This window comes from Actinosynnema sp. NPDC050801, from assembly GCF_040673975.1.
GTDB lineage: Bacteria > Actinomycetota > Actinomycetes > Mycobacteriales > Pseudonocardiaceae > Actinosynnema.
The window spans coordinates 540274-563295 of sequence record NZ_JBFAQZ010000003.1 but is presented as its reverse complement, the minus strand read 5'-3'; the positions used below and the strand labels follow the sequence as shown (position 1 = coordinate 563295).

16 protein-coding genes are annotated in these 23022 nt (G+C 70.4%); 8 read left to right on the top strand and 8 right to left on the bottom strand.

Annotation, left to right across the window (positions count from 1 at the left end):
- The coding region (locus AB0K14_RS10395; RefSeq protein WP_364337845.1) for a tachylectin-related carbohydrate-binding protein at positions 1-1225 on the bottom strand (1225 nt) is incomplete at its 3' end.
- A 487-nt stretch (positions 1226-1712) separates the two neighbouring features.
- Between AB0K14_RS10395 and AB0K14_RS10390 the strand changes: the two genes are divergently transcribed.
- The 3 genes from AB0K14_RS10390 to AB0K14_RS10380 all read left to right on the top strand — a co-directional run bounded on the left by AB0K14_RS10390 (position 1713) and on the right by AB0K14_RS10380 (position 12378).
- Positions 1713-10949, top strand: coding sequence for a LamG-like jellyroll fold domain-containing protein (locus tag AB0K14_RS10390; RefSeq protein WP_360465526.1), 9237 nt, complete (start codon positions 1713-1715; stop codon positions 10947-10949).
- Between the two features lie 4 nt (positions 10950-10953).
- A complete protein-coding gene (locus AB0K14_RS10385; RefSeq protein WP_360465523.1) occupies positions 10954-11523 on the top strand; it encodes a hypothetical protein in 570 nt (189 codons plus the stop codon).
- A gap of 96 nt (positions 11524-11619) precedes the next feature.
- Positions 11620-12378 (top strand): alpha/beta hydrolase, encoded by a 759-nt coding sequence (locus AB0K14_RS10380; RefSeq protein ID WP_360465520.1) that lies wholly within the window; start codon positions 11620-11622, stop codon positions 12376-12378.
- A gap of 114 nt (positions 12379-12492) precedes the next feature.
- Here AB0K14_RS10380 and AB0K14_RS10375 read toward each other — a convergent pair whose 3' ends face one another.
- The 3 genes from AB0K14_RS10375 to AB0K14_RS10365 all read right to left on the bottom strand — a co-directional run bounded on the left by AB0K14_RS10375 (position 12493) and on the right by AB0K14_RS10365 (position 15510).
- Complete coding sequence (locus AB0K14_RS10375) at positions 12493-13911, bottom strand: serine/threonine-protein kinase (protein ID WP_360465517.1); 1419 nt, start codon at positions 13909-13911, stop codon at positions 12493-12495.
- A gap of 218 nt (positions 13912-14129) precedes the next feature.
- Positions 14130-14402: a GlsB/YeaQ/YmgE family stress response membrane protein gene (locus AB0K14_RS10370; protein ID WP_106620231.1), complete on the bottom strand. Its 273-nt coding sequence runs from the start codon at positions 14400-14402 to the stop codon at positions 14130-14132.
- Between the two features lie 214 nt (positions 14403-14616).
- On the bottom strand, positions 14617-15510 hold the full coding sequence (locus tag AB0K14_RS10365) for an SMP-30/gluconolactonase/LRE family protein (protein ID WP_360465513.1): 894 nt from the start codon (positions 15508-15510) through the stop codon (positions 14617-14619).
- Between the two features lie 73 nt (positions 15511-15583).
- On the opposite strand from AB0K14_RS10365, the gene AB0K14_RS10360 reads away from it, so the two are divergent.
- The 5 genes from AB0K14_RS10360 to AB0K14_RS10340 all read left to right on the top strand — a co-directional run bounded on the left by AB0K14_RS10360 (position 15584) and on the right by AB0K14_RS10340 (position 19375).
- Complete coding sequence (locus tag AB0K14_RS10360) at positions 15584-16033, top strand: Lrp/AsnC family transcriptional regulator (protein WP_360465510.1); 450 nt, start codon at positions 15584-15586, stop codon at positions 16031-16033.
- A gap of 98 nt (positions 16034-16131) precedes the next feature.
- Complete coding sequence (locus tag AB0K14_RS10355) at positions 16132-16863, top strand: transporter substrate-binding domain-containing protein (protein WP_360465507.1); 732 nt, start codon at positions 16132-16134, stop codon at positions 16861-16863.
- Between the two features lies 1 nt (position 16864).
- Complete coding sequence (locus AB0K14_RS10350; protein WP_360465504.1) at positions 16865-17818, top strand: cation diffusion facilitator family transporter; 954 nt, start codon at positions 16865-16867, stop codon at positions 17816-17818.
- A 92-nt stretch (positions 17819-17910) separates the two neighbouring features.
- Complete coding sequence (locus tag AB0K14_RS10345; protein WP_360465501.1) at positions 17911-18522, top strand: hypothetical protein; 612 nt, start codon at positions 17911-17913, stop codon at positions 18520-18522.
- Between the two features lie 193 nt (positions 18523-18715).
- Positions 18716-19375, top strand: a complete 660-nt coding sequence (locus AB0K14_RS10340) for a hypothetical protein (protein ID WP_360465498.1) — start codon at positions 18716-18718, stop codon at positions 19373-19375.
- Positions 19376-19394: 19 nt separating this feature from the next.
- Here the strand turns inward: AB0K14_RS10340 and AB0K14_RS10335 are convergent, their stop codons facing one another.
- The 4 genes from AB0K14_RS10335 to AB0K14_RS10320 are packed head-to-tail and all read right to left on the bottom strand — an operon-like array spanning position 19395 to position 22804.
- Positions 19395-20117, bottom strand: a complete 723-nt coding sequence (locus AB0K14_RS10335; RefSeq protein ID WP_360465495.1) for an ABC transporter permease subunit — start codon at positions 20115-20117, stop codon at positions 19395-19397.
- Positions 20114-21025 (bottom strand): ABC transporter ATP-binding protein, encoded by a 912-nt coding sequence (locus tag AB0K14_RS10330; RefSeq protein WP_360465492.1) that lies wholly within the window; start codon positions 21023-21025, stop codon positions 20114-20116. Before AB0K14_RS10330 ends, AB0K14_RS10335 begins: the two co-directional genes overlap by 4 nt.
- Entirely contained in the window at positions 21022-21882 is an 861-nt protein-coding gene (locus AB0K14_RS10325) for a hypothetical protein (protein ID WP_360465489.1), read from the bottom strand. Before AB0K14_RS10325 ends, AB0K14_RS10330 begins: the two co-directional genes overlap by 4 nt.
- Positions 21875-22804 carry an ABC transporter ATP-binding protein gene (locus tag AB0K14_RS10320; protein ID WP_360465487.1) on the bottom strand — a complete coding sequence of 310 codons (930 nt, stop codon included), beginning with the start codon at positions 22802-22804 and terminating at the stop codon, positions 21875-21877. Before AB0K14_RS10320 ends, AB0K14_RS10325 begins: the two co-directional genes overlap by 8 nt.
- Positions 22805-23022 lie beyond the last annotated feature (218 nt).

Below are 23022 nucleotides of genomic sequence, written 5' to 3'. Positions count from 1 at the left end.
CGATCTTCCGCCATGAGGTGTAGGTGCCGTTGGGTGCGAGCTGGGCGCGCCGCCACAGCGCGCCCGCGTCGTCGACCGCGTGGATGGCCAACGTCCCGTTGGTCTCGGCGACCACCGCCGGGTCGCCGGGCATCCACCCGCGGTGCGCCGTGATGTCGGTGATCGCGCCCCAGGACCCGTTCGCGACGCTCTGCACCCTGCCGCGGTACGCGGCGTCGTCGTGGCTGTTGGCCACCGCCTCGATCCTGCCGTCCGCGCGGACGCCGACCCCCGGTGCGCCGGTGAACTCGTGGTAGTCGGCGATCACCTGGTACTCGATGAGCTCGTAGTCGCCCGCGTAGCGCTGCTTGCCCGCGGTGAGACCGCCCGCCGAGTTGACGTAGAAGAACGTCACCAGACCGTCGGTGCCCTGGATCGGTGTCGTGGGCGCGTCGGATCGTTGGGGCACCGCGGGTCGAGACGGCACGGGGTACCCCGCGAGCTGGCAGTTGTCGGTACCGGCGATGACGTCCAGGTCGCCGTACCAGCCGGTGCCGATGATCTTCCCCTTGCCGCTGTTCGACCACGTGGCGGTGTCCTCGTGGTAGCGGTACCAGAGCAGTTCGCCGCCGTTGTCCGCCCGCGAGCCGTAGAGGACGTCGCCGCCGGGTGAGAAGATCCGGTTGAACGTGTTCCAACCCCATCCGACCTGGGTCCGGTACTGGGTGAACCGCTCGGACGCGGCGTGCCAGCGGAAGCGGAACAACCCGCCGTCCGGTGTGCGCGCGTAGAGCACGCCGTCGTCACTGGCGACTATGAGGTTGTACTGGTTCCAACCGGTGTCCAGGACCTTCGCCGGCGCCCACGAGCCGGTGGCGTGGTCGCCGGTCCAGACCAGGACTTGGAGGTGCCCCTGGGCGGTCACGGAGTACAGCCTGCCCTGTCCGTCGACGGTGACGTGGTTGCGGTAAGCGGCCTGTGCGTAGCGGGTCCAGCCGCCGCTGGTGTTGCGGTAGGACCGGCCGTTCCAGACGTCCCAGCCGGTGCCGTTCCACCGGTACCGGTACAGGTCCCCGGTGGTGCCGTCCATCCGGTACATCACCCCGTCGGGTCCGGCCAGCGTGCGGTCGCCGCTCCAGCCCGAACCGATGGTGCGCCGCTGTCCCCAACTCGTCGCGCCGGTTTCCGGCTCGCTGTGCGGATGGACGAAAACGCCGCCCGCGGAGGTCACCCCGAATACGTTCACCGCCGAATTGCACGTGAGCGTCGTGGCGGCTCGGGCCGTTGTCGTCGCGATCATTCCGGCTGACGCGACGGCGCCCGCCAAGGCGGTGGTGAGAATTCTCCGTCGCAGGCTCGCGCCGACCGATGCCATGTGGTCCCCCCGGGTCCATCCCCCTGTCCATGCGGACGATCAACGACTGTAGACACTGGTGGGACGGTTGTCAGTGCTTTGGCCCGATACCCGCCGAGTGGCGGTGCACCCGGTCGCACCGGGCACCCGTCATCGGCCATACGGTTGACGCGGGAACGGTGTATTACGCCTTTCGGGTCGGCTCCTTGCCTTGTCGGACCGACGTATGCGAGTTTCGGACGAGTGTGACCACGGGGGTGGTCGCGCATCGTTGTTCCGATCCGGGGGGACTCACGCAATGGTGGCCTGGAGTACTCGGCGTGCCCGCTTATTCCCGGCCACACCCTCGGGTGCGCGGCTCGCGGTCGCGGTGTCCGTGGTGCTGGTGCTGCTCCTGGGCACGGTCCCGCCCGGGGTGGTCGACGCGTTGCCGTGGTTCGGCTCGACCGGTCACGGCGGCCTCGACGCGGGTGAGTCGGCGCCCGACCAGCCGTGGGGAACCGCGGCGGGGCAGGCCGGTGTGGTCGAGGGCGACACGGTCAACCGGGCGTTGCCGGAGTCCGAATCGGCCAGGTACCCGCAGCCGACGTTCCCGTCCGGACAGCCGCCGCCCAACGAGGCGCACGAACTCGCGGCGCCGTCGGGCCTGACCGGCTTCGACCCGGCAGGCAGCCAGGAGGATCCCGGGCTGCGCCAAGCCGATTCCCGCACGTTCCGCAACGCCGACGGCACGTTGACCACCGAGTTCAGCCACGCGGCCGTCAACTACCAGCGCACCGACGGTTCCTGGCACCCGATCGACACCACGCTCGTCGCCGAGGGCAGCGGGTGGCGCAACACCGCCGATCAGATCGGGATCCGGTTCGGTGCGACGGCGTCGGAATCACCGTTCGTGCGGCTGGAGCTGTCCGACGACCACGGGCTGTCGTTCGGCCTGGCGGGCACGTCCGCCGCGCCCGCCCGGGCCGAGAGCAGTCGGATCACCTACCCCGGCGTGGTTGCGGGTGTGGACCTGCGGTTGGACGTCCTTCCCGGTGGTGTCAAGGAAACCCTGGTGCTGGCCTCGCCGGACACACCGCACGACTGGGTGTTCCCGTTGCGGCTGAAGGGCCTCACCGCCCGGATCGTGGATGGCGAGGTGTCCTTCGTGGACGCCTCCGGTCGGGAGCGGTCGCGGATACCCGCCGGCTTCATGACCGACAGCCACCCGGAGAACCCGTCCACCTCCCGCGGCGTGCGCTACGAACTCGTCGACCACGACGGTGGCCAGGCGTTGAGGATGTCGTTGGACCGGGCGTGGCTGCGCGAGGCCGGCCGCACCTACCCGGTCCTGGTGGACCCGTCGGTGCAGAGCACGTCGGCCAACGCCGCCGTGGTCACCTCCGGCGGCGCCCGCACCGGCGGTCCGGAGCTGCTGGTCGGCGACGGCGCCGCGATGTACCTGAAGTTCGACGGGGTGAACCCGGCGCTGACAGGCCACCGGATCTTCGGTGCTCAGCTCTACCTGACCAGCTTCAGCGCGCCGTCGTGCCGCCCGGAGCCGATCACGGTGCACCCGGTGGCCGGCGCCTGGGCCCCGTCGGGGTCGGGTCATCCGCCGACCGGCGGCTCGATCGCGGGTGCCTCGTTCGCGCACGGCTACGTGGCGTTCGGTCAGTCGCACTCGGCCTGCCCGGTGGCACCGGACATGGTCGACCTCGGCACCGCCGGGCGCGACCTGGTGCAGGGCTGGGTGCGCGGCGGCGACAACAACGGCCTGGCGGTGAAAGCCACCCGGAGTTGGAAGAAGTTCACCGGCGTCGGCACCGCGAACCCGCCGCGGCTGTTCGTCACCCACACCCCGTACGACGCCTCCTACCGGATCGAACGCGGTGTGCCGCAACCGCCCGTGCACCGGCAGCAGGACGGCAAGGTGCGCATCGCGGTGACCAACCGCGGCTCGCAGACGTGGACCCCCGCGGCCCACAAGCTGGCCTATCGCGCGTTCACCGCTCAGGGCCGCGCGGTCACCTCACGAGTGTCGGCCGTGTTGCCGCGCGACGTGCCGCCCGGCGACACGGTGACGCTGGACGCGACGGTCTACCGCTTCGCCAACGCCGGGGACTACCTGCTCGACTTCAGCATGGTGCACGGCAGCACCTACTTCACCGACGAGCAGATCCCACCGGCGCGGTTGTCGCTGACGATGTTCGAGCTGCCTCCGGTCGTCAAGGCGCAGTACCCGCCCGCCGGGCACTCCGCGCCGACGCTGACCCCGCAGCTGTGGGCGGACGCGGTCGATGTCGACGCGCCCGCGGGTACCGGGGTCCGCTACGAGTTCGAGGTCTGCGGCAGCAACGCCGACGGCACACCGGCGATGGGCAGCTGCACGCTCGGCGCACGGGTGGCGAGCAAGACGTGGACCGTCCCGAAGGGACGCTTGCAGTGGAGCGAGACCTACCACTGGCGGGCGTTCGCGATCGACCCGAGCGGCGCCCGCAGCGAGGCGTTGCCGTTCAGCGCGCTGCTGACCGCGGTGCCACAACCGGACGTCACCTCGCACCTGGGCGGTGCGCCCTACAGCGCGGGCGACCTGGACTTCGACCCCCAGGTGGGCAACTACACGACCGCAGCGATCGACGCCGCGCTTGGCGTCACCGGACCCGAGCTGAACGTCGCGCGCACCTACAACAGCCTGGACCCGCGCAAGACCAACCTGTTCGGCGCGGGCTGGTCCACCCGCTACGACATGCGTGTGGTGCCCGACCAGGACGGTTCGGGCAACGTCGTGGTCACCTACCCCGACGGTCAGCAGGTCCGGTTCGGCCGCAACGCCGACGGCACCTTCGACCCGCCGCCGGGCCGATACGCCACCTTCTACCAGGACACCTCGACCACCGCCCGCAACCACGTGCTGGTGGACAAGGCCAACACCGTCTACACGTTCCGCGAGTTCGACGGCCGGCTCATCACCATCCACGACAACGCCGGTCGCGCTCTCGAACTGGACTACGGCCTCAACGGCCAGGTCAAGCGCGCCATCAGCCGCGCGAGCGCCAACCGGACGCTGTACTTCAGCTGGACCGGCAACCACGTCACCGAGGTGCGCACCGACCCGGCGACGACCGGTGGCACACCCAACAGGTGGACCTACTCCTACCTCGGCGACCGGTTGACGCAGGTGTGCGACCCGAAGGGCGGGTGCACCAGGTACGACCACGACAACGGGTCGCACTACCGCACCGCGGTGCTGGACTCCCGCCCCGACTCCTACTGGCGCCTCGGCGAGCCCGCCGGTTCGGCCGACGCGGTCAGCCAGGTCGCCACCAACCTCGCCAAGGACTGGGGTGCGCACCGCGGCACCACACCCGGCGCACCGGGCCCGCTGAACGGCAGCCCGGACACCGCGACCACCTTCAACGGCAGCAGCTCGTACGTGGCGCTGCCCGACGGTGTGATCAAGAAGTCCCGCGACCTCTCCGTGGAGCTGTGGTTCAGGACCACCACCGGCGGTCCGCTGATCGGCTTCCAGACCGCGCCGTTCGACCGCGCCCAGAACGGCGCCGTGCCGGCGCTCTACGTCGACCGCGACGGCAAGCTGCGCGGCCAGTTCTGGCACGGCCGGGTCGCCCCGATCACCACCGCGGGCACCGTCAACGACGGACAGTGGCACCACGTGGTGCTGTCCGGCTCACTGGCCACGCAGACCCTGTACCTCGACGGCGCCAAGGTCGGCACCACCGAGGGCGAGATCGACAACGGCCCGTTCAACCACGGGCAGGTCGGCGCGGCGCACGCGGTCGGCCCGGCGGCCTGGGAACCGGCCGGCTGGTGGCCCGGCGCGGGCCGCAAGCACTTCACCGGGGAGATCGACGAGGTCGCGATCTACCAGCACCCGCTGGGGGAGGAGGCGGCACGGGCCCACTTCCGCGCACGCGAGCACTCCGATCAGCTCACGAAGGTCACCATGCCCAGCGGCCGGGTAGCCGCCGAGCTGGCCTACGACACCACCAACGACCGCGTCCGCGACTACACCGACGCCGACGGAGGGCACTGGAAGCTCGGCCTGCCGCAGGTCAGCGGCACCGAGAAGCAGGACGCGCAGGGCCGCACGGTCCGCAACCTGGTGCGCTCGGTCCACCTCACCGACCCGGGCGACCGGTCGCACGTCTTCGACTACGACCCGGTGCGCGGCCGGATCATCCGGTTCGTCGCGCCGCTGGGCACGGGCGTGCGGATGGAAGACCGGCCGGACCCGTCGGTGGTGCCGACGACCCCGTCCACCGCGCCGCCCTGCACCGACACCACGACCAACCCGGACGGCACACCCGCCTACTGCGGCGGTTCGGGCGTGAGCAACCCCGACTGGCAGGGCGGCCCGGTGCAGGGCGTCGGCGTGCGCACGTACGGCTACGACGCGGCCGGGTTCCAGCAGACCATCACCGACGAGAACGGCCACCAGGTCGAGCTGCGCAACGACGCCCGCGGCAACGTGGTCTCCCGCAAGACCTGCCGTGAACCCGGCGTGTGCGACACCGAGCACTTCACCTACCACCAGCCGGCGCCGGGCAACGTCAACGACACCGATCCGCGCATCGACAAGCAGCTCACCGTCCGCGACGGCCGTTCCACCGGCCCGACCGACAACCGCTACCTGACCTCGATGGAGTACGACGCACGCGGCGAGCTGCTCAAGCAGACGATGCCCGACGGCACCACCGTCACCCACGGCTACACCGACGGCACCACCGCCGCGGAAGGCGGCGGCAACGAACCCGCCGGCCTGCTGAAGTGGACCAAGGACGCGCGCGACAAGCAGACCACCTACCGCTACTTCACCAACGGCGACCTCGCCTCGACCACCGAACCCGGCCGCACCGACACCGAGGCCGAGGGACTGGTCACCAAGTACCGCTACGACCTGCTGGGCCGCAAGGTGTCGGAGACCGAGTTCTCCGACACGCACCCCCAAGGCCTGGAGACGAAGTACGGCTACGACGAGCTGAACAGGCTCGTGGAGGTGACCGACGCCCCGGTCACCAACGTCGTCGACGCGATCCGGCACACCAAGTTCACCAAGACGACCTACAACGCCGACAGCCTGCCGGAGAAGGTCGAGGTCTCCGACCTCGCCGGCGGTGACTCGACGCGCACCGTCACCTACACCTACGACGACCGCGGCCGGCAGGACTCCGTCACCGACGCCGAGGGCGCCAGGACCAGCTACGCCTACGACGTGTTCGGCAACCGCACCCGGGTGGTCGACGCGCTGGGCACCCGCGTCGAGTACGCCTACACCGCCCGCAACATGGTGGCCGAGGTGCGGCTGCGCGGCTGGCACGGCAAACCGGTCTCCGGCGGCCAGGGCACCGGTGAGCAGTCCGATCCCGGCACGCTGCTGGTGCTGGAGGCCAACACCTACGACCTCGGCGGCAGGCTCGTCCGGCACGTCGACGCCATGGGGCGCAAGACCCTCTACGAGTACACGCCCAACAGCCTGGTGTTCCGCGTGCACGCCGAGGTCCCGGTCCCCGGCGGTGCGCCGCGCAAGGTCCTGCTGGAGCAGAACGCCTACGACGGCGCAGGCAACCTCGTCAGGCACACGGGCCCCGGCGGGAAGATCACCCAGTACGCGTACGACGCGGTCGGCCGCATCACCGAGGAACTCGCCGACCCGACCGGCCTGGCGCGCCGCACCGCCTACCGCTACGACGCCAACGGCAACGTCACCCAGATCGCCCGCTCCGGGCAGGGCTCCAACACCCCCGGCCTCCAGACCGCGGCCGGCTCGGTCGTCGACTACACCTACGACAACCTCGGCAACCAGACCAGCGAGACCACCCAGCTCGGAACCACGCCGCTGACCACCACCCGCCGTTACGACAAGCGCGGCCTGCTCGTCGCCGAGACGGACCCGCGCGGCCACGCCACCGGCGCCAACCCCGCCGCGTTCACCACCGAGTACCGCTACGACGAGAGCGAGCGGCAGGTCTCCGTGACGCTGCCCGCCGTGTCGGTGGAAACCGGCGGCGGCACGCCGACCACGGCACGTCCCGAAACGCTGATCGGGTTCGACACCTTCGGCGACCAGACCGCGGTCAAGGACGAGAACGGCCAGGTCACCCGGCTGTTCTACGACAAGGTCGGCCGCCCGGTCCGCACCGAGAGCCCCGACTACACCCCGCCGGGCGCCTCCCAGGCGATCAAGGGCGCCACCACGACCACCTACGACCCGGCCGGCAACGCGGTCGAGACCACCGACGAACGGGGCGCGATCACCCGGTTGCGCTACGACCAGCTCGGCAGGCTCGTCGAACGGCAGGACCCCAAGGCGGACAACCCGGCCGAGACCGGTGGCGCGTGGCGCTACACCTACACCCACACCGGTGAACAGCTGTCGATCACCGACCCGACCGGAGCGCGCAGCGAGGCGACCTACGACGCGCTCGGCCGCCAGGTCACCAGCACGGTGCTGGAGCGCAAGCCCACCGCCGCGGCCCACACCACGGCGCTGGAGTACGACGACGCGGGCCAACTGGTGAAGACCACCTCGCCGTCGGGCGACGTGGCCACGTTCGGCTACGACGCCCTGGGACAGCGCACCAGCACCACCGACCCCGCGGGCGTGGTCGTGCAACACGGCTACGACGGGCTGGGACGCCCGGTCTGGCAACGCGACCCGCTGGGCCGGACCCGCTACCTGCGCCTGGATGCCGCCGGACGGCTCACCGGCGAGTTCGACCTGAACGAGCAGAACGCCATCCAGCGCCGCACCACCTACACCCACGACGCCGCGGGCAACACCCTCACCGCCACCGACCCGCTCAACCACACCACCCGCTACACCTACGACGCGCTGAGCAGGCTCACCCAGCAGGTCGAACCGGTCACCGACACCGAGTCCATCACCACCTCGTTCGGCTACGACGCGAGCGGGAACCGCACCCGCTACACCGACGGCCGCGGCAACAGGTTCACCACCACCTACAACGCCTGGTCACTGCCCGAGTCCGTGGTCGAACCGCCCACCGCGGCACACCCGAACGCCGCCGACCGCACCTGGACCGCGGTGTACGACACCGCGGGCAACAACACCAGGCTGACCGCACCCGGCGGGGTGGTGCGCGACCGCGAGTACGACGCGCTGAACCGGTTGAAGAAGGAGACCGGCACCGGCGCGGAGTCCGCGACCGCCGAGCGCGTCCGCGTCTACGACGAGATCGGCCGGGTCAAGGAGATCGACGCGCCGGGCGGGCGCAACGCCTACGACTACGACGACCGCGGCGCACTGCTGTCGGCCACCGGGCCGTCCGGCGACTCGTCGTACTCCTACGACGCCGAAGGCCGCGTCACCAGCCGCACCGACGCCTCCGGGACCACCGCGTTCGGTTACGACAAGGGCAGGCTCAAGACCGTCACCGACGGTGTGACCGGGGTCGGCTTGACCTACGGCTACAACGAGGCCGGGCAGCTCCGGAGCGTGCAGTACGGGACCGGCCGGACGCGGACGTTCGATTACGACCCGCTGGGCCGGGAGAAGTCCGACGTCATCAAGGACCCCGGCGGCGCGACGCTGTCGTCATTGGCCTACGAGTACGACAACAACGACCGCCTGACCCGCAAAACCACCTCGGGGTTGGCGGGCGCGGGCGACCACACCTACACCTACGACCACGCCAACCGCCTCAAGTCCTGGACGGTCGCCGGGCGGATCACCGAGTACGCGTGGGACGCGTCCGGCAACCGCACCCGCAACGGCGCGAAGACCGCCACCTACGACGAGCGCAACCGCGTGCTGTCCGACGGCGACTACACCTACGAGCACACGCCGCGCGGTTCGACGGCCTCGCGCACCTCGTCGGGGTTCGAGGAGGAGTTCTCCTCCGACGCCTTCGACCGGCTCATCCAGGTCGGTGCCACCACCTACGCCTACGACGGCGCCGACCGGCTCGTGTCGCGGGGCGCGAAGTCGTTCGCCTATGCCGGTTTCGACATCGACCCCGTGTCCGACGGCGACAGCACCTACGGCCGTGACGCGTCCGGTGAACTGATCTCCACCGCCTCCGGCGGCGCCAAGCGGCTGACCGTGTCGGACAAGCACGGCGACGTCGTCGGCGGCATGGACCCGACCACCACCACCGGCATGGCCGACTCCGCCGCGTTCGACCCGTTCGGCACCACCACCGCCACCACCGGCACCACCCGCCAGGTCGGCTTCCAGGGCGACTGGACCGACCCGGACACCGACCAGGTCAACATGGGTGCCCGCTGGTACCGGCCGGGCACCGGCGGCTTCGCCTCGCGCGACACCGTCTCCGCCTCGTCCGGCACTTCCACCCTCTTCAACCGCTACACCTACGGCGCGGGCCGACCACTCGACCTGATCGACCCCGACGGCCACTGGCCCAGCTGGAAGAAGATCGGCTCCGTCGCGCTGTCGGTCGTGAAGGAGGTCTCCGGCTACAACGACGTCGCCAACTTCGTCCGCAACCCCAGCTGGGGCAACTTCTTCTGGGCCGCCTCCAACTTCGTGCCCTTCGGCAGGGTCGTCAAGGCCGCCAAGTACCTCGCCAAGGGCGTCAAGCACCTCGCCCGGCACGGCGACGACATCGCCGGCGCGGCCCGCAAGTCCAGCCGACGCGGTAGCTCGGCCGCGCGACGCTCCGGTGACGACGTGGCCTCCGGCGCCCGCCGAGGAAGCCGGTCCGGGTCGGGCTCCCGCCGTTACGGCGACGACGCGGCCTCCGGAGGACACCGCTACGGCGACGACGCGGCAGGCTGGTCACGCCGCAACGTGGGCGGCTACTCCTCGACCGCATCCCGTGAAGCCGCCCAAGCCGCCGCAAGACGAGCCGCCGCCGCTGCCGCAGCCGCCGCCGCGGCAGCCCGCCGTGCCGCGATGGAAGCGGTGACCAGACGCGCCCAAGCCGCCATCGCCCACGCCGCCAAGACCAACCCGATGCCGGTGTTGCAGGCGGCGTTGAAGCCGAAGATCGCCACGAAGGACCTGGTGTCGTCGTCGGCCAACCTGCCGGCGAGCAAGGTCTCCACCGTGACGGCCAACGTGCAGGACGTCAACAAGGTCTGGGAGACCGTCAAGGCCACCATCGTCAAACCCGGCGTCGACATCATCCAGTCCGTCGGCGAACAGGCCGTCTCCGACTTCGCCAACAGCCAGGTACCCGGCCTGGGTGACCTGCTGAGCGCGAGGAACACAAGGCCCCGCACGGTAGCCCTGGACACTGACGCTCTGATCAAATTCGGTGATCCGGCGGTGCAGGGTGTGTTGCGCGGAGGGGATAGGATCGTTGCCACTCCCAACGTGGTGCGCGAGTTGCGCGAGTCGGTGGGCATCAAGGATGTCGATGAATTCCTCACTGTACGAGGAGTTTCCACCGCCAAGGGCACTGTTGGAGCCACAGTGCCGGCCTCCGCGCTCACGCGAGTACTGGACGGATTCAAGCGACATCGGGGCAATGCGGGTGATGCGTTGAACCTGGTGGAAGCTGCCGGGATACGGGCGGACCTGTTCGTGACCGCCGACAGTAAGACTATTGGAAAAGCTTTTGGTCACGAGGGGAACCTGCTCATTCCCGGTGCGGGCGGTATCCGGATTCCGTTCGTGGTGGTAAGATAAATAGGTGCGCGGTACTCTCAATGCTGAAACGACGTTCCCGTTGCATTCCGGTGCGGAAGTTTCGATCGATTGGATCGAATTGGATGCAGCAGGTCGGGTATCGTCTCTGGATCTCATCGCTGAACAGGACGGCGTCGAGGTGTGGAGGACGCTCTTGACGGACGTGGAGCCTGACCCGACTACCGCGGCGTCGGACATCAATACTGTTGACTACAGGGCTTTCGAGTGGCCGGTGGCGAACTTGGTGGTAGTCGCCGGCGAGGTGCAGGCTTGTCTGCTGCACGGTGCGGATGGCGTGGTCCGAAAGGTACTGCGCCTCGGGGTGACCGGCGTCTCGTCCCTTGATTTCATTGAAATTCGCGAACTCCGTGATTCGGAATTGCTGGCGATTGTCACGCCGAAAGTTGCCTGGTTTGTCGACGTGGCCGGCGACGTCAAGGGTCCGTTCGAGTTCGGGGCGCCCATAGAGTCGGTACTCCTGAATGACCGGGGTGAGGTGGTGCTGAGGGTGTACGATGTCGGGGATCCTGCATTTCCTGTGGTCGAGTATGTCCTGGACAGGAGTGCTGTATGATGGCGCCGACGGACTTGTCTGCGCTGAGCATCAGCGTCCTGGTGGCCCGAACAATCGACTCGCGTTGTCAGCGGGAACGCCGATCTAATCCCTTCCATGCGCATCACCTCGGAGACCGTCGCTGACGGCGTCCGCGAACAGCTCTTCACAGTCGGGGACATCCCAGGGGTGCTCTGGACGCCCGCCGAGGGCTCCGGTCCCCGTCCGCTGGTCCTGATCGGGCACGGCGGCGGTCAGCACAAGAAGGGGTGGGAGGTCGTCTCCCGGGCCTTCCCCTACGTCACCTCCTGCGGTTTCGCGGTCGCCGCGATCGACGCGCCCGGTACCGGTGACAGGCCGGAGCGCCCGGAGATCCGGCGGCTCGTCGCGCTCATCCGGGAACGGGAGGCTTCGGGCGAGCCCTTCGGTCCGGCGTGGCCCGCCCTCAACGAAACCGTGGCGTCGCAGCTCGTACCCGACTGGCAGGCCACCCTGGACGCACTCCAGGACCTGGACTCCGTGGGCGACAGCCGGCCCGTCGGGTACTACGGCCTGTCCCAAGCGGGTGAGATGGGCATCCGGCTCGTCGCGGCCGAACCCCGGATCAGGGCCGCGGTCCTCGGCCTCATCGGGAGCGACCGGCTCACCGACATCGCGCGGCGAGTCACGATCCCGGTCGAGTTCCTGCTGCAGTGGGACGACGAAGGCAATCCGCGGGATTCCGTCATGAAGCTGTTCGACGCACTCGGCTCCGCGGAGAAGACCCTGCACGCCAACCCCGGCAGCCACTTCCGGGTCCCGTCCTTCGAGATCGACAGCTCGATCCGGTTCTTCGCCCGGCACCTGGGCAGCCCCGGCACCGCCCCCACCTCCTGACGACCGCCGTCGCCTCCGACGACACCGGACGCGTGCTTCAGCGCTCGGTGACCCACCGGTCGGATCGATCGGCGGCATGTCGCGGCTTGCCGGGCCACTCGAACGGGTGGGTGGTCAGGCGGGGGTCATGTCGATCAGCCACAGGCGTTGGTCACGTGCCACGACGATCACCTGGTAGGGCTGGACGGTCACCTCGGCGTCGCCTTGAGGGGTCAGGGCAAGGGCGACCTCGGCGGTGAAGGTGGCGCCGTTCGCGATGATCGTCGTTCCGTCGACGAGTTCGACGCGCGAGTAGTTGGACCAGTACTGGTCCTCCTGCCACTGCTCGGGCCGGTTCTCCGGCGCCCAGTTCTCCCGTGCGGTGGCGGTGTCGTGGGGGAGCGAGTCGAAGTGGGCTCGCAGGAAGGCCTCGACCTCCGCGGTGGTGAATCCCGCTGTCCGCGGCGCGTCGGAGGTCGGGACCGTCGGGTCGTCCGGTGCGCCGGCCGTGCCCGGCGACGTGGAGCTGGACGTGGAGGGCGGGGTCGACTCGCCCGCCGCGTTGCGCTCACCGGTGAGGTCGAGGATCGGCAGCAGGAGCGCGGCGCCCACCACCAGGGTCGCGGCTCCGACCACCGCTGCGATCAAGCGCCATCGACGGCGGACCGGGGTCGTCGTGACCGGGGTCGCGGACGGCGCGGAGGGGAGGGCTCTCGTGGGCGGGGACGTCGGAGCGATCACCGTGGCGGGAGCGGTGACGACCGCCTCCAGTTCCCGGTGCGCCTGTGCGGCGGTGGCGCGGTGGGCCGGGTCGTCGGTCAGCAGCCGCACGAGCACGTCGGTGAGGACGCCGGACCGCACCGGCGGGATCACGCGACCGGCGGCGATGCGGTGCAGCAGGGCGAGGTCGTTGTCGGTGCTGCCGAACGGGGGCGTGCCCTCGGTGAGGGCGTAGAGGGTGGCGCCGAGGGAGAACACGTCGCAGGCGGGGCCGGGGTCGGCGCCGCGGGCGAGTTCGGGGGCCAGGTAGGCCGGGGTGCCGGCGAGCACGCCGGTGCGGGTGACCACCGCGTCCCCGGCCGCGCGGGAGATGCCGAAGTCGGTGATCTTGACGGTGCCGTCGTGGCCGAGCAGGACGTTGGCGGGTTTGATGTCGCGGTGCACGATGCCGACCTGGTGGGCGGCGGCCAGCGCCGCGGCGATGCGCGAGCCGATCCGGGCGACCTCGGCCGGCGGCAGCGGTCCCCGTTCGGCCAGGACCGCCGCCAGGCTCCGCGAGGGTAAGTACTCCATCACCAGGCACGGTTTGCCCTGGTCGATGACGACGTCGAACACCCCGATCGCGTTGGGGTGGTGCAGCCGGGCCGCGATGCGGGCCTCCCGCATCGCCCGTTGGCACGCCTGCTCGACCTCGGCCGTGCTCAGGCCCGGCAGCAGGAGCCGCTTGAGCGCCACGTCCCGGTGCAGGACCCCGTCGCGCGCTCGCCACACCACGCCCATCGCGCCGTTGCCGAGCTGCTCGATCAAGGTGTAGCGGCCCGCGATCGTCTCCACGCCGGCAGATGATAACCACACCGGTGCGGCTGCCGTGGACGATTCGCAGGTGTGGTGCGGTCCACGCCGATCGCCATCACCGATCGCGGGCGGTCGTCCCGGGCCTCGCGTCGCGACTGCGGTCCATTGTAGACGGTTGGGGGGCATTCGCTGTGCGGTGCCGGACACGGGACGGGCCCGCCGGTGGTGACCGGCGGGCCCGTGTGCCGTGCTGGTGGTCAGCTGTGGGCGCGGTGGCCCCGCTTCGTGACGACGTGGTAGATGCCGAGCACGATCAGCGAACCGAGGATGGCGAGGAGCCAGGTGCTCAGGTCGAAGAAGCTGCCGATGTCCGAGCCGAAGATGGCGCGGCCGATGAATCCGCCGATGATGGCGCCGACGATGCCGAGCAGCATCGTGATGATGATGCCGCCGGGGTCCTTGCCGGGCATGATGGCCTTGGCGATGGCGCCGGCGATGAGACCCAGAACGATCCAACCCAGGATGCCCACGGTGGTTCCTTGTCCTCGTGTCACGCCGTCTTCTTGACGCGGCGTGATCGCTACAGGGACGGGGTTGCCCAACTCGCACCGATTTCACACCTCCGGCGGGCGATTCGCGGTGGAAGCGATGCCGGAACCCGGTCGGACAGGCCGGTCGGAGCGGGCGGGGATCGTCGTCGGTCCGTTGCGGACCCGCACTTCGGCGACGGTCGACAGCGCTCGGTCAGCAGGGCGGTCGGGCGCCGTTGACGTTGAACAGCAGCGTGTAGACCGAAGTGGTGGCGGTGATGAACAGGCGGTTGCGCTTGGGGCCGCCGAAGCACACGTTCGACACCACCTCGGGCACGCCGATCCGGCCCAGCAGCGTGCCGTCGGGGTGGATGCAGTGGACGCCGTCCCCGGCGGCGGCCCAGATCCGGCCATGCTCGTCCAGGCGGATGCCGTCGAACTGGCCGTTCGTGCAGCCGGCCACCTCGTCGCCGCCGTGCAGCCGCGCACCGTCCACGTCGAAGCCCCGGATGTGGTTGCGGCGCGTGTCCACGATGTAGAGCCGGGTGCCGTCGGGGGAGAACGCGAGGCCGTTGGGGCGCACGAAGTCGTCCGCGACGACCTCGACCGCGCCGGTCGCGGGATCGGCGCGGAAGACGTGGCAGGCCCCGATCTCGGACTCCGCGCGCACGCCCTCGTAGTCGCTGAGGATGCCGTAGGGCGGGTCGGTGAACCACACACCGCCGTCGGCCGCGACCACGACGTCGTTGGGACTGTTGAACCGCTTGCCGTCGAAGCGGTCGGCGATGACCGTGGTGGAGCCGTCGTGCTCGGTGCGCACGACCCGGCGCTCGCCCTGCTCACAGGTGACCACGCGGCCCTGCGCGTCGAGGGTGCGGCCGTTGGCGTAGCCGGCGGGTGAGCGGAACACCCCGACGTGGCCGGTGGTCTCGTCCCAGCGCAGGACGCGGTCGTTGGGGATGTCGCTGAACAGCAGGTACCGGCCGGCGGGGACGTAGGCGGGGCCCTCGGTCCACTTGCACCCGGTGGCCAGGCGCTCCAGCAGGTCGTCGCCGAACAGCAGCAGTCGGTCGTCGAACGATTCCACCTTCGTCGGTATGACGTCCACGCATTCCCCTTGATCGCCGAATCTCATCTGGTCGATAACCTATACTGCTTGATGAGGTCAGGTGGAGGTGGGTGTGGACGATATCGACCGGGCTGTGCTGGCGGCGCTGCGGGAGGACGCCACGCAGTCGTACGCCGTGTTGGGCGCGGAGGTCGGGCTGTCGGCGGCGGCGGCGCACGAGAGGGTGCGCAAGCTGCGCGATCGGGGGGTGATCAGGCGGACGACGGTGGAGATCGACCCGGTCGCGCTCGGGCTGGACGTGCTGGCGTTCGTGCTGGTCGACTCGTCGGCGTGGGTCGGCTCGCCGGAGACGGCCGACGCGCTGCGCGCGCTGCCCGCGGTGGAGGAGGCGCACATCGTGGCGGGGACGGCGTCGTTGCTGCTCAAGGTGCGCACGGCGGGTACGCGCGCGTTGCAGGCGGTGCTGAAGGACGTGCACGACATCGCCGGTGTGTCCGGCACGAATGCCGTCGTGGTGCTGGAGACGTGCTTCGAACGGACGCCCGACCCGCGCTCGGCCTGAGCGGGCGACGGCGGGACTCCGAGGTCGCGGCCCGCCGTCGCATCGCCCGATGGTTGGGGCTCGACCGTCCGGGCAACATCATCGACATGGGATCGGCTGTGATCGCTCGACGCGCGTGGACCCGGATCGCGGCGGTGGCGCTGGTCGTGCTGTCGGCCGGCGGTTGCCAGTGGCCTCGTGACGCAGACGGGACGCTGGACCGCGTGCGGGACGGCACGATCAGGGTCGGTGTCGCGCACGACCCGCCGTGGGTGGTCGTCGCCGGAGACCGTGGGGACGAGCGGCCACCGGGCGGTGCGGAGAGCGTCCTGGTGCAGCGCTTGGCGGACAGCCTGGGCGCCCGCGTGCAGTGGGTGCGCGGAGGTGAGGCCGAACTCATGACGGCCCTGTCCGAGCGCGGCCTCGACCTCGTGGTCGCGGGACTGGACGCCAAGTCGCTCTGGGTGCGGGACGTCGCCCTGACCACCGACTACCTGACCACGGAGGAGGTCGTCGCCGTGCCCGCGGGAACACCGACCGACATCGCCGGACAACGGGTGCTGGTGCGGGAGGGCAGCGCCGAGGTCGCGCTGCTGTCCGACCACGACGCGACCGCCGTCCCCGTGGCCGACCTCCCCGAACGTCCCGACGGCGCCGCGGTCGTCCCGGACTGGCTGGTGGACGCGGCCGGGCTGACCGACACCGGCACCCACCTGTCGAGCCTCGACCACGTCATGGCGGTGCCGCCGGGCGAGAACGCCTGGCAGAGCACCGTCGAACGGTTCCTGCTGGCGCTGGACGACGACGAGGTCCGCCGCCTGCTGCTCGACGCCCACCGCGCGGGGGCCTGACATGGCCGCGATCCACGATCGCTACGAGCTGCCGCCCGAGAAGGCGGCGCTGCACCGCCGCGCCGTCCGCCTCGAATGGTGGACGATCGCGTTCTTCGTCGTCGCGATCACCGCGCTGGCCGTCGTGCTCGGCCAGTCCCAGGCCATGAAGGCCGCCTGGGTCGAGGACATCCTCGCCCTGGCGCCGCCGATCGCGTTCCTGGTCGCGAACCGCTACCGCAACCGACCTCCCGACGCCGAGCACCCCTACGGGTACCACCGCTCGGTGGCGATCGCGTTCCTGGCCTCCGCCCTGGCGCTGCTGACCCTCGGCGGCTACATCCTCGTCGAGTCCGTGCTGCGGCTCGTGCAGGGCGAACGCCCACCGATCGGGTTGATCGAGGTGTTCGGCCACACCCTGTGGCTGGGTTGGCCGATGATCGCCGTCCTGCTGGCGACGATGGTCCCCGCGATCCTGCTCGGCCGCGCCAAGGCGAAGCTGGCCGAGCAACTGCACGACAAGGTCCTGCACGCCGACGCCGAGATGAACCGCGCGGACTGGCTCACCGCCGGCTCGGCCATCCTCGGGATCATCTGCATCGGCGCCGGGCTGTGGTGGGCCGACGCCGTCGCCGCGATCATCATTTCCGCCGACATCGTCCGCGACGGGCTGCGCACCACCCGCACCGCCGTCGCCGACCTCATGGACCGCCGACCCCGCACGGTGACCGACGACCGGCAGCACCCCCTGCTCGCCAGGCTCACCGCGCTCGCCCTCGACCAGCCCTGGGTCCAGGACGCCTGGATACGGCTGCGCGAGGAAGGGCACGTCTTCGTCGGCGAGGTGCTCGTCGTGCCCGAGCCCGGCACCGACGACCTCGTGGAGCGGCTCGAACGGCTGGGCCGACTCCTGCGGGAGGCGGACTGGCGCATGCACGACATCGCCGTGGCGCCCGTGCTCGACATCCGGCGATGACCAGCACCGGTCGACGTCACCACAGCCGTCGAGGTCGGATGGCGAAGTCGGGTGGACCCGGAATTGTCGGTGGTGGTCACTAACCTCAGCGCATGACTGTGGACATGTGGGAGGGCTTCGTGACCACTCCGCTGGCCGAGGTGAGGCGGCGCGCGGCGATCATCGGTGAGATCGCCGAGGTCGTGCCGGTGGTGGTGGACGGCGCCGAGCGGTTCGCGTGGAACGACTCCGGTGGGCAGTCGGCCGTCTGGTACTTCACGCCGGACGGGCGCGCGATGTTGCTGACGTTCGACCACGAGTCGGAGCTGAACCTGTACGGGCGGGGTGGTTACCCGGTCCAGGAGTCGATCTACCGGGGTGTTCCCGAGGACCTCGTGGGCTTGGTGCGCAACCGTCCGGAGTACTACGAGTCGCTGAACCACGTCGACGAGGCGACCGGGAACACGATCCACCACGCCGGCGGGGTGTTCTGGTTCGACGGCGAGCAGTGGCGGGAGGCCGACGGGCTCCTGGCGTACTGCGAGGAGAAGGGCTTGGACCCGTTGGGCGAGTCGGGGTTCATGTACTGCACCGAGGCGTACCTGTTCGGGCTGGAGTTCACCGCCGAGTCGGTGGTCGAGAGCCGGGCTTACTGGTACGACGACGAGGCCGAGCGGGTCGCCGCGCTGGCTGAGATCCGGGAGATGTTCGCCCGGCACGGTTGACGCCACGCGTCCCGCTGCTCGGGGGAGGTCGGGCTCCTGTGGTGCGACACCCACTTGCTCCGCTGCCGGGTGCGGGGCGGCAGGAGCCTCCCGGCGGCGTCGCCACCGAGCCCGACGACGGCCGGCGGGTCGCGGCGAGGAGTCGCGGGAAAACCTTTCGAGGACAACGCTCCTGGCCTGCGACCCTGGTGCGATGCTGCTCACGCTGACCGGTTCCAGCTGTTCGGGCAAGACCACGCTCGCCCGCGCCGTGGGCGACCGGCTGGAGCGGCTCGCCGTGCACGACTTCGACGAGGTCGGCGTACCGGTAGGCGCCGATCGCCGGTGGCGCCACCGCATGAACGAGGTGTGGGTGCGCCGTGCGCTGGAGTACCAGGACCGCGGCGTCGACCTCCTGCTGACCGGGCAATCCCCGCTCGGAGAGGTCCTGGCCACCCCCGACGCCCCGTTGCTGGACGGCATCGCGGTGTGCCTGGTCGACGTGTCCGACGAGGTCCGGCGCAGCAGGCTCGCCCTGCGCGACGCGGGACGGTGGGACGCTCCGGCGGTCGACGCCTTCCTCGGCTGGGCCGCCTGGCACCGCGGGCACGCCGAGGATCCCCGGCACCGACCCGAGGCCATCGTCGACGACAGCCGGCCCCGGATGGCCTGGCACCGTTGGACCGGGTGGACTGCCGACGACCGGCGGTGGTGCACCCACCTGCTCGACACCACCGACCAGCCCGTCGCGCACTCCGCGGACCAGGTCGAGCAGTGGGTGACCCGCCAGCGCGACGCGCTCCGATCCGGCCGTCTACCCCTCTCGCGGGGCTGGTCGGATCCGGTGGTCGCCCGAGCCGATCACGACTCCTGACCGGCTTGCACCACCGGCCCTAGTTCGCCTCGCCCGTCAGCGCGAACGACCGCAGCCGCCAGGTGGCCCCGACCGTGCCCGCCACGACGAACACCGACAGCATGACCAACGCGGTCGGCACCGACACCGTCGAGGAGATCAGCGGGGTGTCGCCGATCGCGTCCGCGATGGCCGTCGCGTGCTGGCGGATGCTGAACACGCGGGCGCCGTCGACGAACGACACCAGCAGGTTCTCCCACAGCACGATGTAGATCAGACCGACGGCGACCGGTCGCTTGGTCATCACGCTCAGGGCGAGGAACACGGCGCTGTAGGCCAACGCGCCCAAGGCCGTGGCGACGACCAGGCCGACGGCCAGCGCGCCGGAGCCCGCGATCACGGCCGCGACGGCCAGCGGCAGGGCGGTGGCCGCGGTGGTCACCAGCCAGGCCACCAGGAGCTTGGACAGGATGATCTCCGAGCGCGGCAGCGGCTTGGTGATCAGGTGGGTGATGGTGCCGTCGTCGATCTCCAGGCCGAGCGCGCTGCTGCCGATGATCAGCGCGGTCAGCGGCAGGACGACCGCCAGCCCGAGGTTGGAGAACACCAGCGGACCCCAGTCGGCCGGGGTCACGTACTCGTCCTCGCTGGCGACGCCCAGCAGGGTGAGCCCGAGCAGGATGATCGGCATGGGGAGCAGCAGCAGGACGCGCTTGCGGCCGAGGAGGGCCCGCAACGTGAGCCGGATGATCGTCGGGTTCATGTGGTCACCAGGTAGGAGAAGACGTTCTCGAGGGACTCGTCCGAAGGCAGGATCGTGGTCAGCCGGATGTCCCGCGCCTTGGCGAGCTTGGCCAGGGCACGGGTGAAGGTGCCGTAGTCGCTGGTGTGCACCTGAAGGCCCGCCTCGGCGATGCTCACCCCGGAGACCGACGGTTCGCCCATCAGCGCCGTCGCGAGCAGGCGGTCGTCGGAGGAGGCGATGGTGAACACGTGCGGTCGGGTGGTCATCAGCCGCCGGATGTGCCGGTAGTCGCCGGAGGCGGCGAGCCTGCCCGCCACGATCACCTGCACGGTGCCGGAGAGCTGCTCGACCTCCTCCAGGATGTGGGAGCTGAACACGATCGTCCGCCCCTCCTCGGCCATGCCGTTCAGCAGCTCCATCATGTGCATCCGCTGCCGCGGGTCCATGCCGTTGAACGGCTCGTCCAGCAGCAGCACGTCCGGGTCGTGCACCAACGCCGCGGCGACCCGGCTCCGCTGGCGCATCCCCTTGGAGAACGTGGAGATCCGGCGGTCCTGCGCGTCACGCAGGTCCACGAGGTCCAGCGCCGCCTGAGCGGCGGCCGCGGGGTCGGGGAGCTTGTGCAGCTTGGCGCCCGCCAGGACGAACTCCCACGCCGTGAGGAATCCCGGCACGCTCTCGCGCTCGGTCACCAGGCCGAGCTTGCGGTACATGGCGGGGTTGGCCCACGCGGGCTCACCACCGATCTCGACCTTGCCCTGCGACGGGGCCAGCAGGCCCGCCATCAGGTGCAGCACGGTGGTCTTGCCCGCGCCGTTGGGTCCGAGCAGGCCGGTCAGGCCGGGGCCGACCGACAGGGTCACGTCGTTGACCGCGACCACGTTGCCGTACCAGCGGGAGACGCCGGCGAGTTCGACCGTGTTCATGACTTCATCCCCTTGTACCGCCACACCGCGGCCATCGCGCCGAGAGCGACCAGCGCGACCGTCACCAGGCCGTACACCGGTCCGAACGAGCCGATCGGGCCGATCCTGACGTCCACGCCGAACAGCCACTGGTCCACGCCGTTGAGCAGGCTGTTCGGGTCGAGCAACCCGGCGAGTTGGCCGATCGTCCCGGAGTCGAGCTCCCGCAGGACGCCCGAGATCGGGGCGGTGAGCAGGAAGAGACCGATGATCATGCCGGTGGCGAACACCCGGCGTCCCGACAGCGACGCGATCGGCAGTCCCAGCGCCGCCAGCAGCGCGGCGTGGACGGCCGCGGCGACGAGACCGACGAGCAGCCCGCCGAACTCGTCGAGCACCCCCTTGAGGCCGTCGTCGGTGCTGAAGGCCATGCCGAGGAACATGATCAGCATGGGAGCCGCGAACAGCAGGAACGTCGCGGTGGCCAGCGCGGCGACCTTGGTCAGGGCGTAGCTCGACCGGCCCAGCGGGCGGGACAGGTACAGCTGCAGCAGGTTCGTGCGCAGGTCCACCGACACCAACTCGGGCGCGACCACGGCGACGAACACCGCCGCGGCGAAGGTGAAGGTGGTGGCGATGCCGACGTAGTCGAGCACCGGCTCGGGCAGCTGGCTGTTGATGATCACGATGATCAGCGAGGCGAGGCCGGCCAGGCCGATCAGCCCGATCGGCAGCACCTTCGCCCAGGGGCTGCGGCCGAGGCCGTAGGCGCTGCGGACGCTGTGGACGTACAAGGCGCGGGCCGAGTACCCGGGGCCGAGCCTCGGGCCGGTGTAGCGCTGGTAGCCGATGTCGTGGATGACGCCGGACTCAGACATGGGACACCTCCTCGGCCGGACGGTCGCGGAACAGGTCGGCGACCTGGTGCCGCTGGCGTTCGAGCCGGTGCAGTCGGAGGTCGAGGTCCGCGACGGCGTCCCGGATGAGGTCGTACACCGCGCCGTCGTCCTCGCCGAGGCGGACGGTCAGCACGCGGTTCACCCGGCGCACGTCCAGGCCTCCGGCGGTGAGCGCGGCGGCCAGCCGCTCGGCGCCCTCGTCGATCTCGACGACGAGCAGGTCGTTGTGCTCGGTCATCGACGACAGCGTCGCCGAGCGCAGGAGGGTGCCCGCGTCGATGGCGACCAGCGACGTGCAGATCCGCTCGATCTCGCCGAGCAGGTGGGAGCAGACCACCACCGAGATGCCGAACTCGGTGCCGATGCGGTGCACCAGGTCGAGCATCGCCCGCCTGCCCGCCGGGTCGAGCCCGTTGGTCGGTTCGTCGAGCAGCAGCAGTTCGGGGTCGTGGACCAGCGCCTGCGCGAGCTTGACCCGCTGCTTCATGCCGGTGGAGTAGCCCCCGATCCGGCGGTAGCGCTCCTCGTAGAGCCCCACGTGCCGCAACGTCTCCGACGCCCGCTCCCGCGCCGCCGCGGCGGGCAGGCCGCTGACCCGCGCCATGTGCGTGACGAACTCCGCGGCCACCACGTCCGGTGGGAGGCAGTCGTGCTCGGGCATGTAGCCGACCTTCGCCCGGACCTGCTCCCCTTCGGCGACCGGGTCGAGTCCGAGCACGCGGATCCGCCCGCTGGTGGGCGTGAGCAGCCCCAGCGCGAGCTTGATCAGCGTGGTCTTCCCCGCGCCGTTGACCCCTACCAGGCCGACCACACCGGCCTCGATGTCCAACGTCAGGTCCGCCAGAGCGGTCACCTTGCCGTCGTAGCGCATTCCCAGCGCGGTGGTCTCTATGAGTGGCACGCGAGGACCCTACGGCCACCCGTCCACCCGCCACATCCGGTCGAGCCCTGAGCCTGACGGCCTCCCGACCCCTAGGGGTAGACGGCTCGGTACAGGCGGATGCGATCGGCATCCGCGTCGAATGTGGGCCACAGCGCACCCGTCACCGGCAAAGCCATGCAGCCGACGACCGCGGTGTGGTCCCCTATCCATCGGGTCGGGGGCATTGTCGTGGGGGG

Coding starts and splice junctions, on each gene's coding strand:
- AB0K14_RS10345 (WP_360465501.1), top strand. CDS start 17,911: ATGACTGTGGACATGTGGGAGGGCTTCGTGACCACTCCGCTGGCCGAG.
- AB0K14_RS10330 (WP_360465492.1), bottom strand. CDS start 21,025: ATGAACACGGTCGAACTCGCCGGCGTCTCCCGCTGGTACGGCAACGTG.
- AB0K14_RS10325 (WP_360465489.1), bottom strand. CDS start 21,882: ATGTCTGAGTCCGGCGTCATCCACGACATCGGCTACCAGCGCTACACC.
- AB0K14_RS10340 (WP_360465498.1), top strand. CDS start 18,716: ATGCTGCTCACGCTGACCGGTTCCAGCTGTTCGGGCAAGACCACGCTC.
- AB0K14_RS10335 (WP_360465495.1), bottom strand. CDS start 20,117: ATGAACCCGACGATCATCCGGCTCACGTTGCGGGCCCTCCTCGGCCGC.
- AB0K14_RS10380 (WP_360465520.1), top strand. CDS start 11,620: ATGCGCATCACCTCGGAGACCGTCGCTGACGGCGTCCGCGAACAGCTC.
- AB0K14_RS10350 (WP_360465504.1), top strand. CDS start 16,865: ATGGCCGCGATCCACGATCGCTACGAGCTGCCGCCCGAGAAGGCGGCG.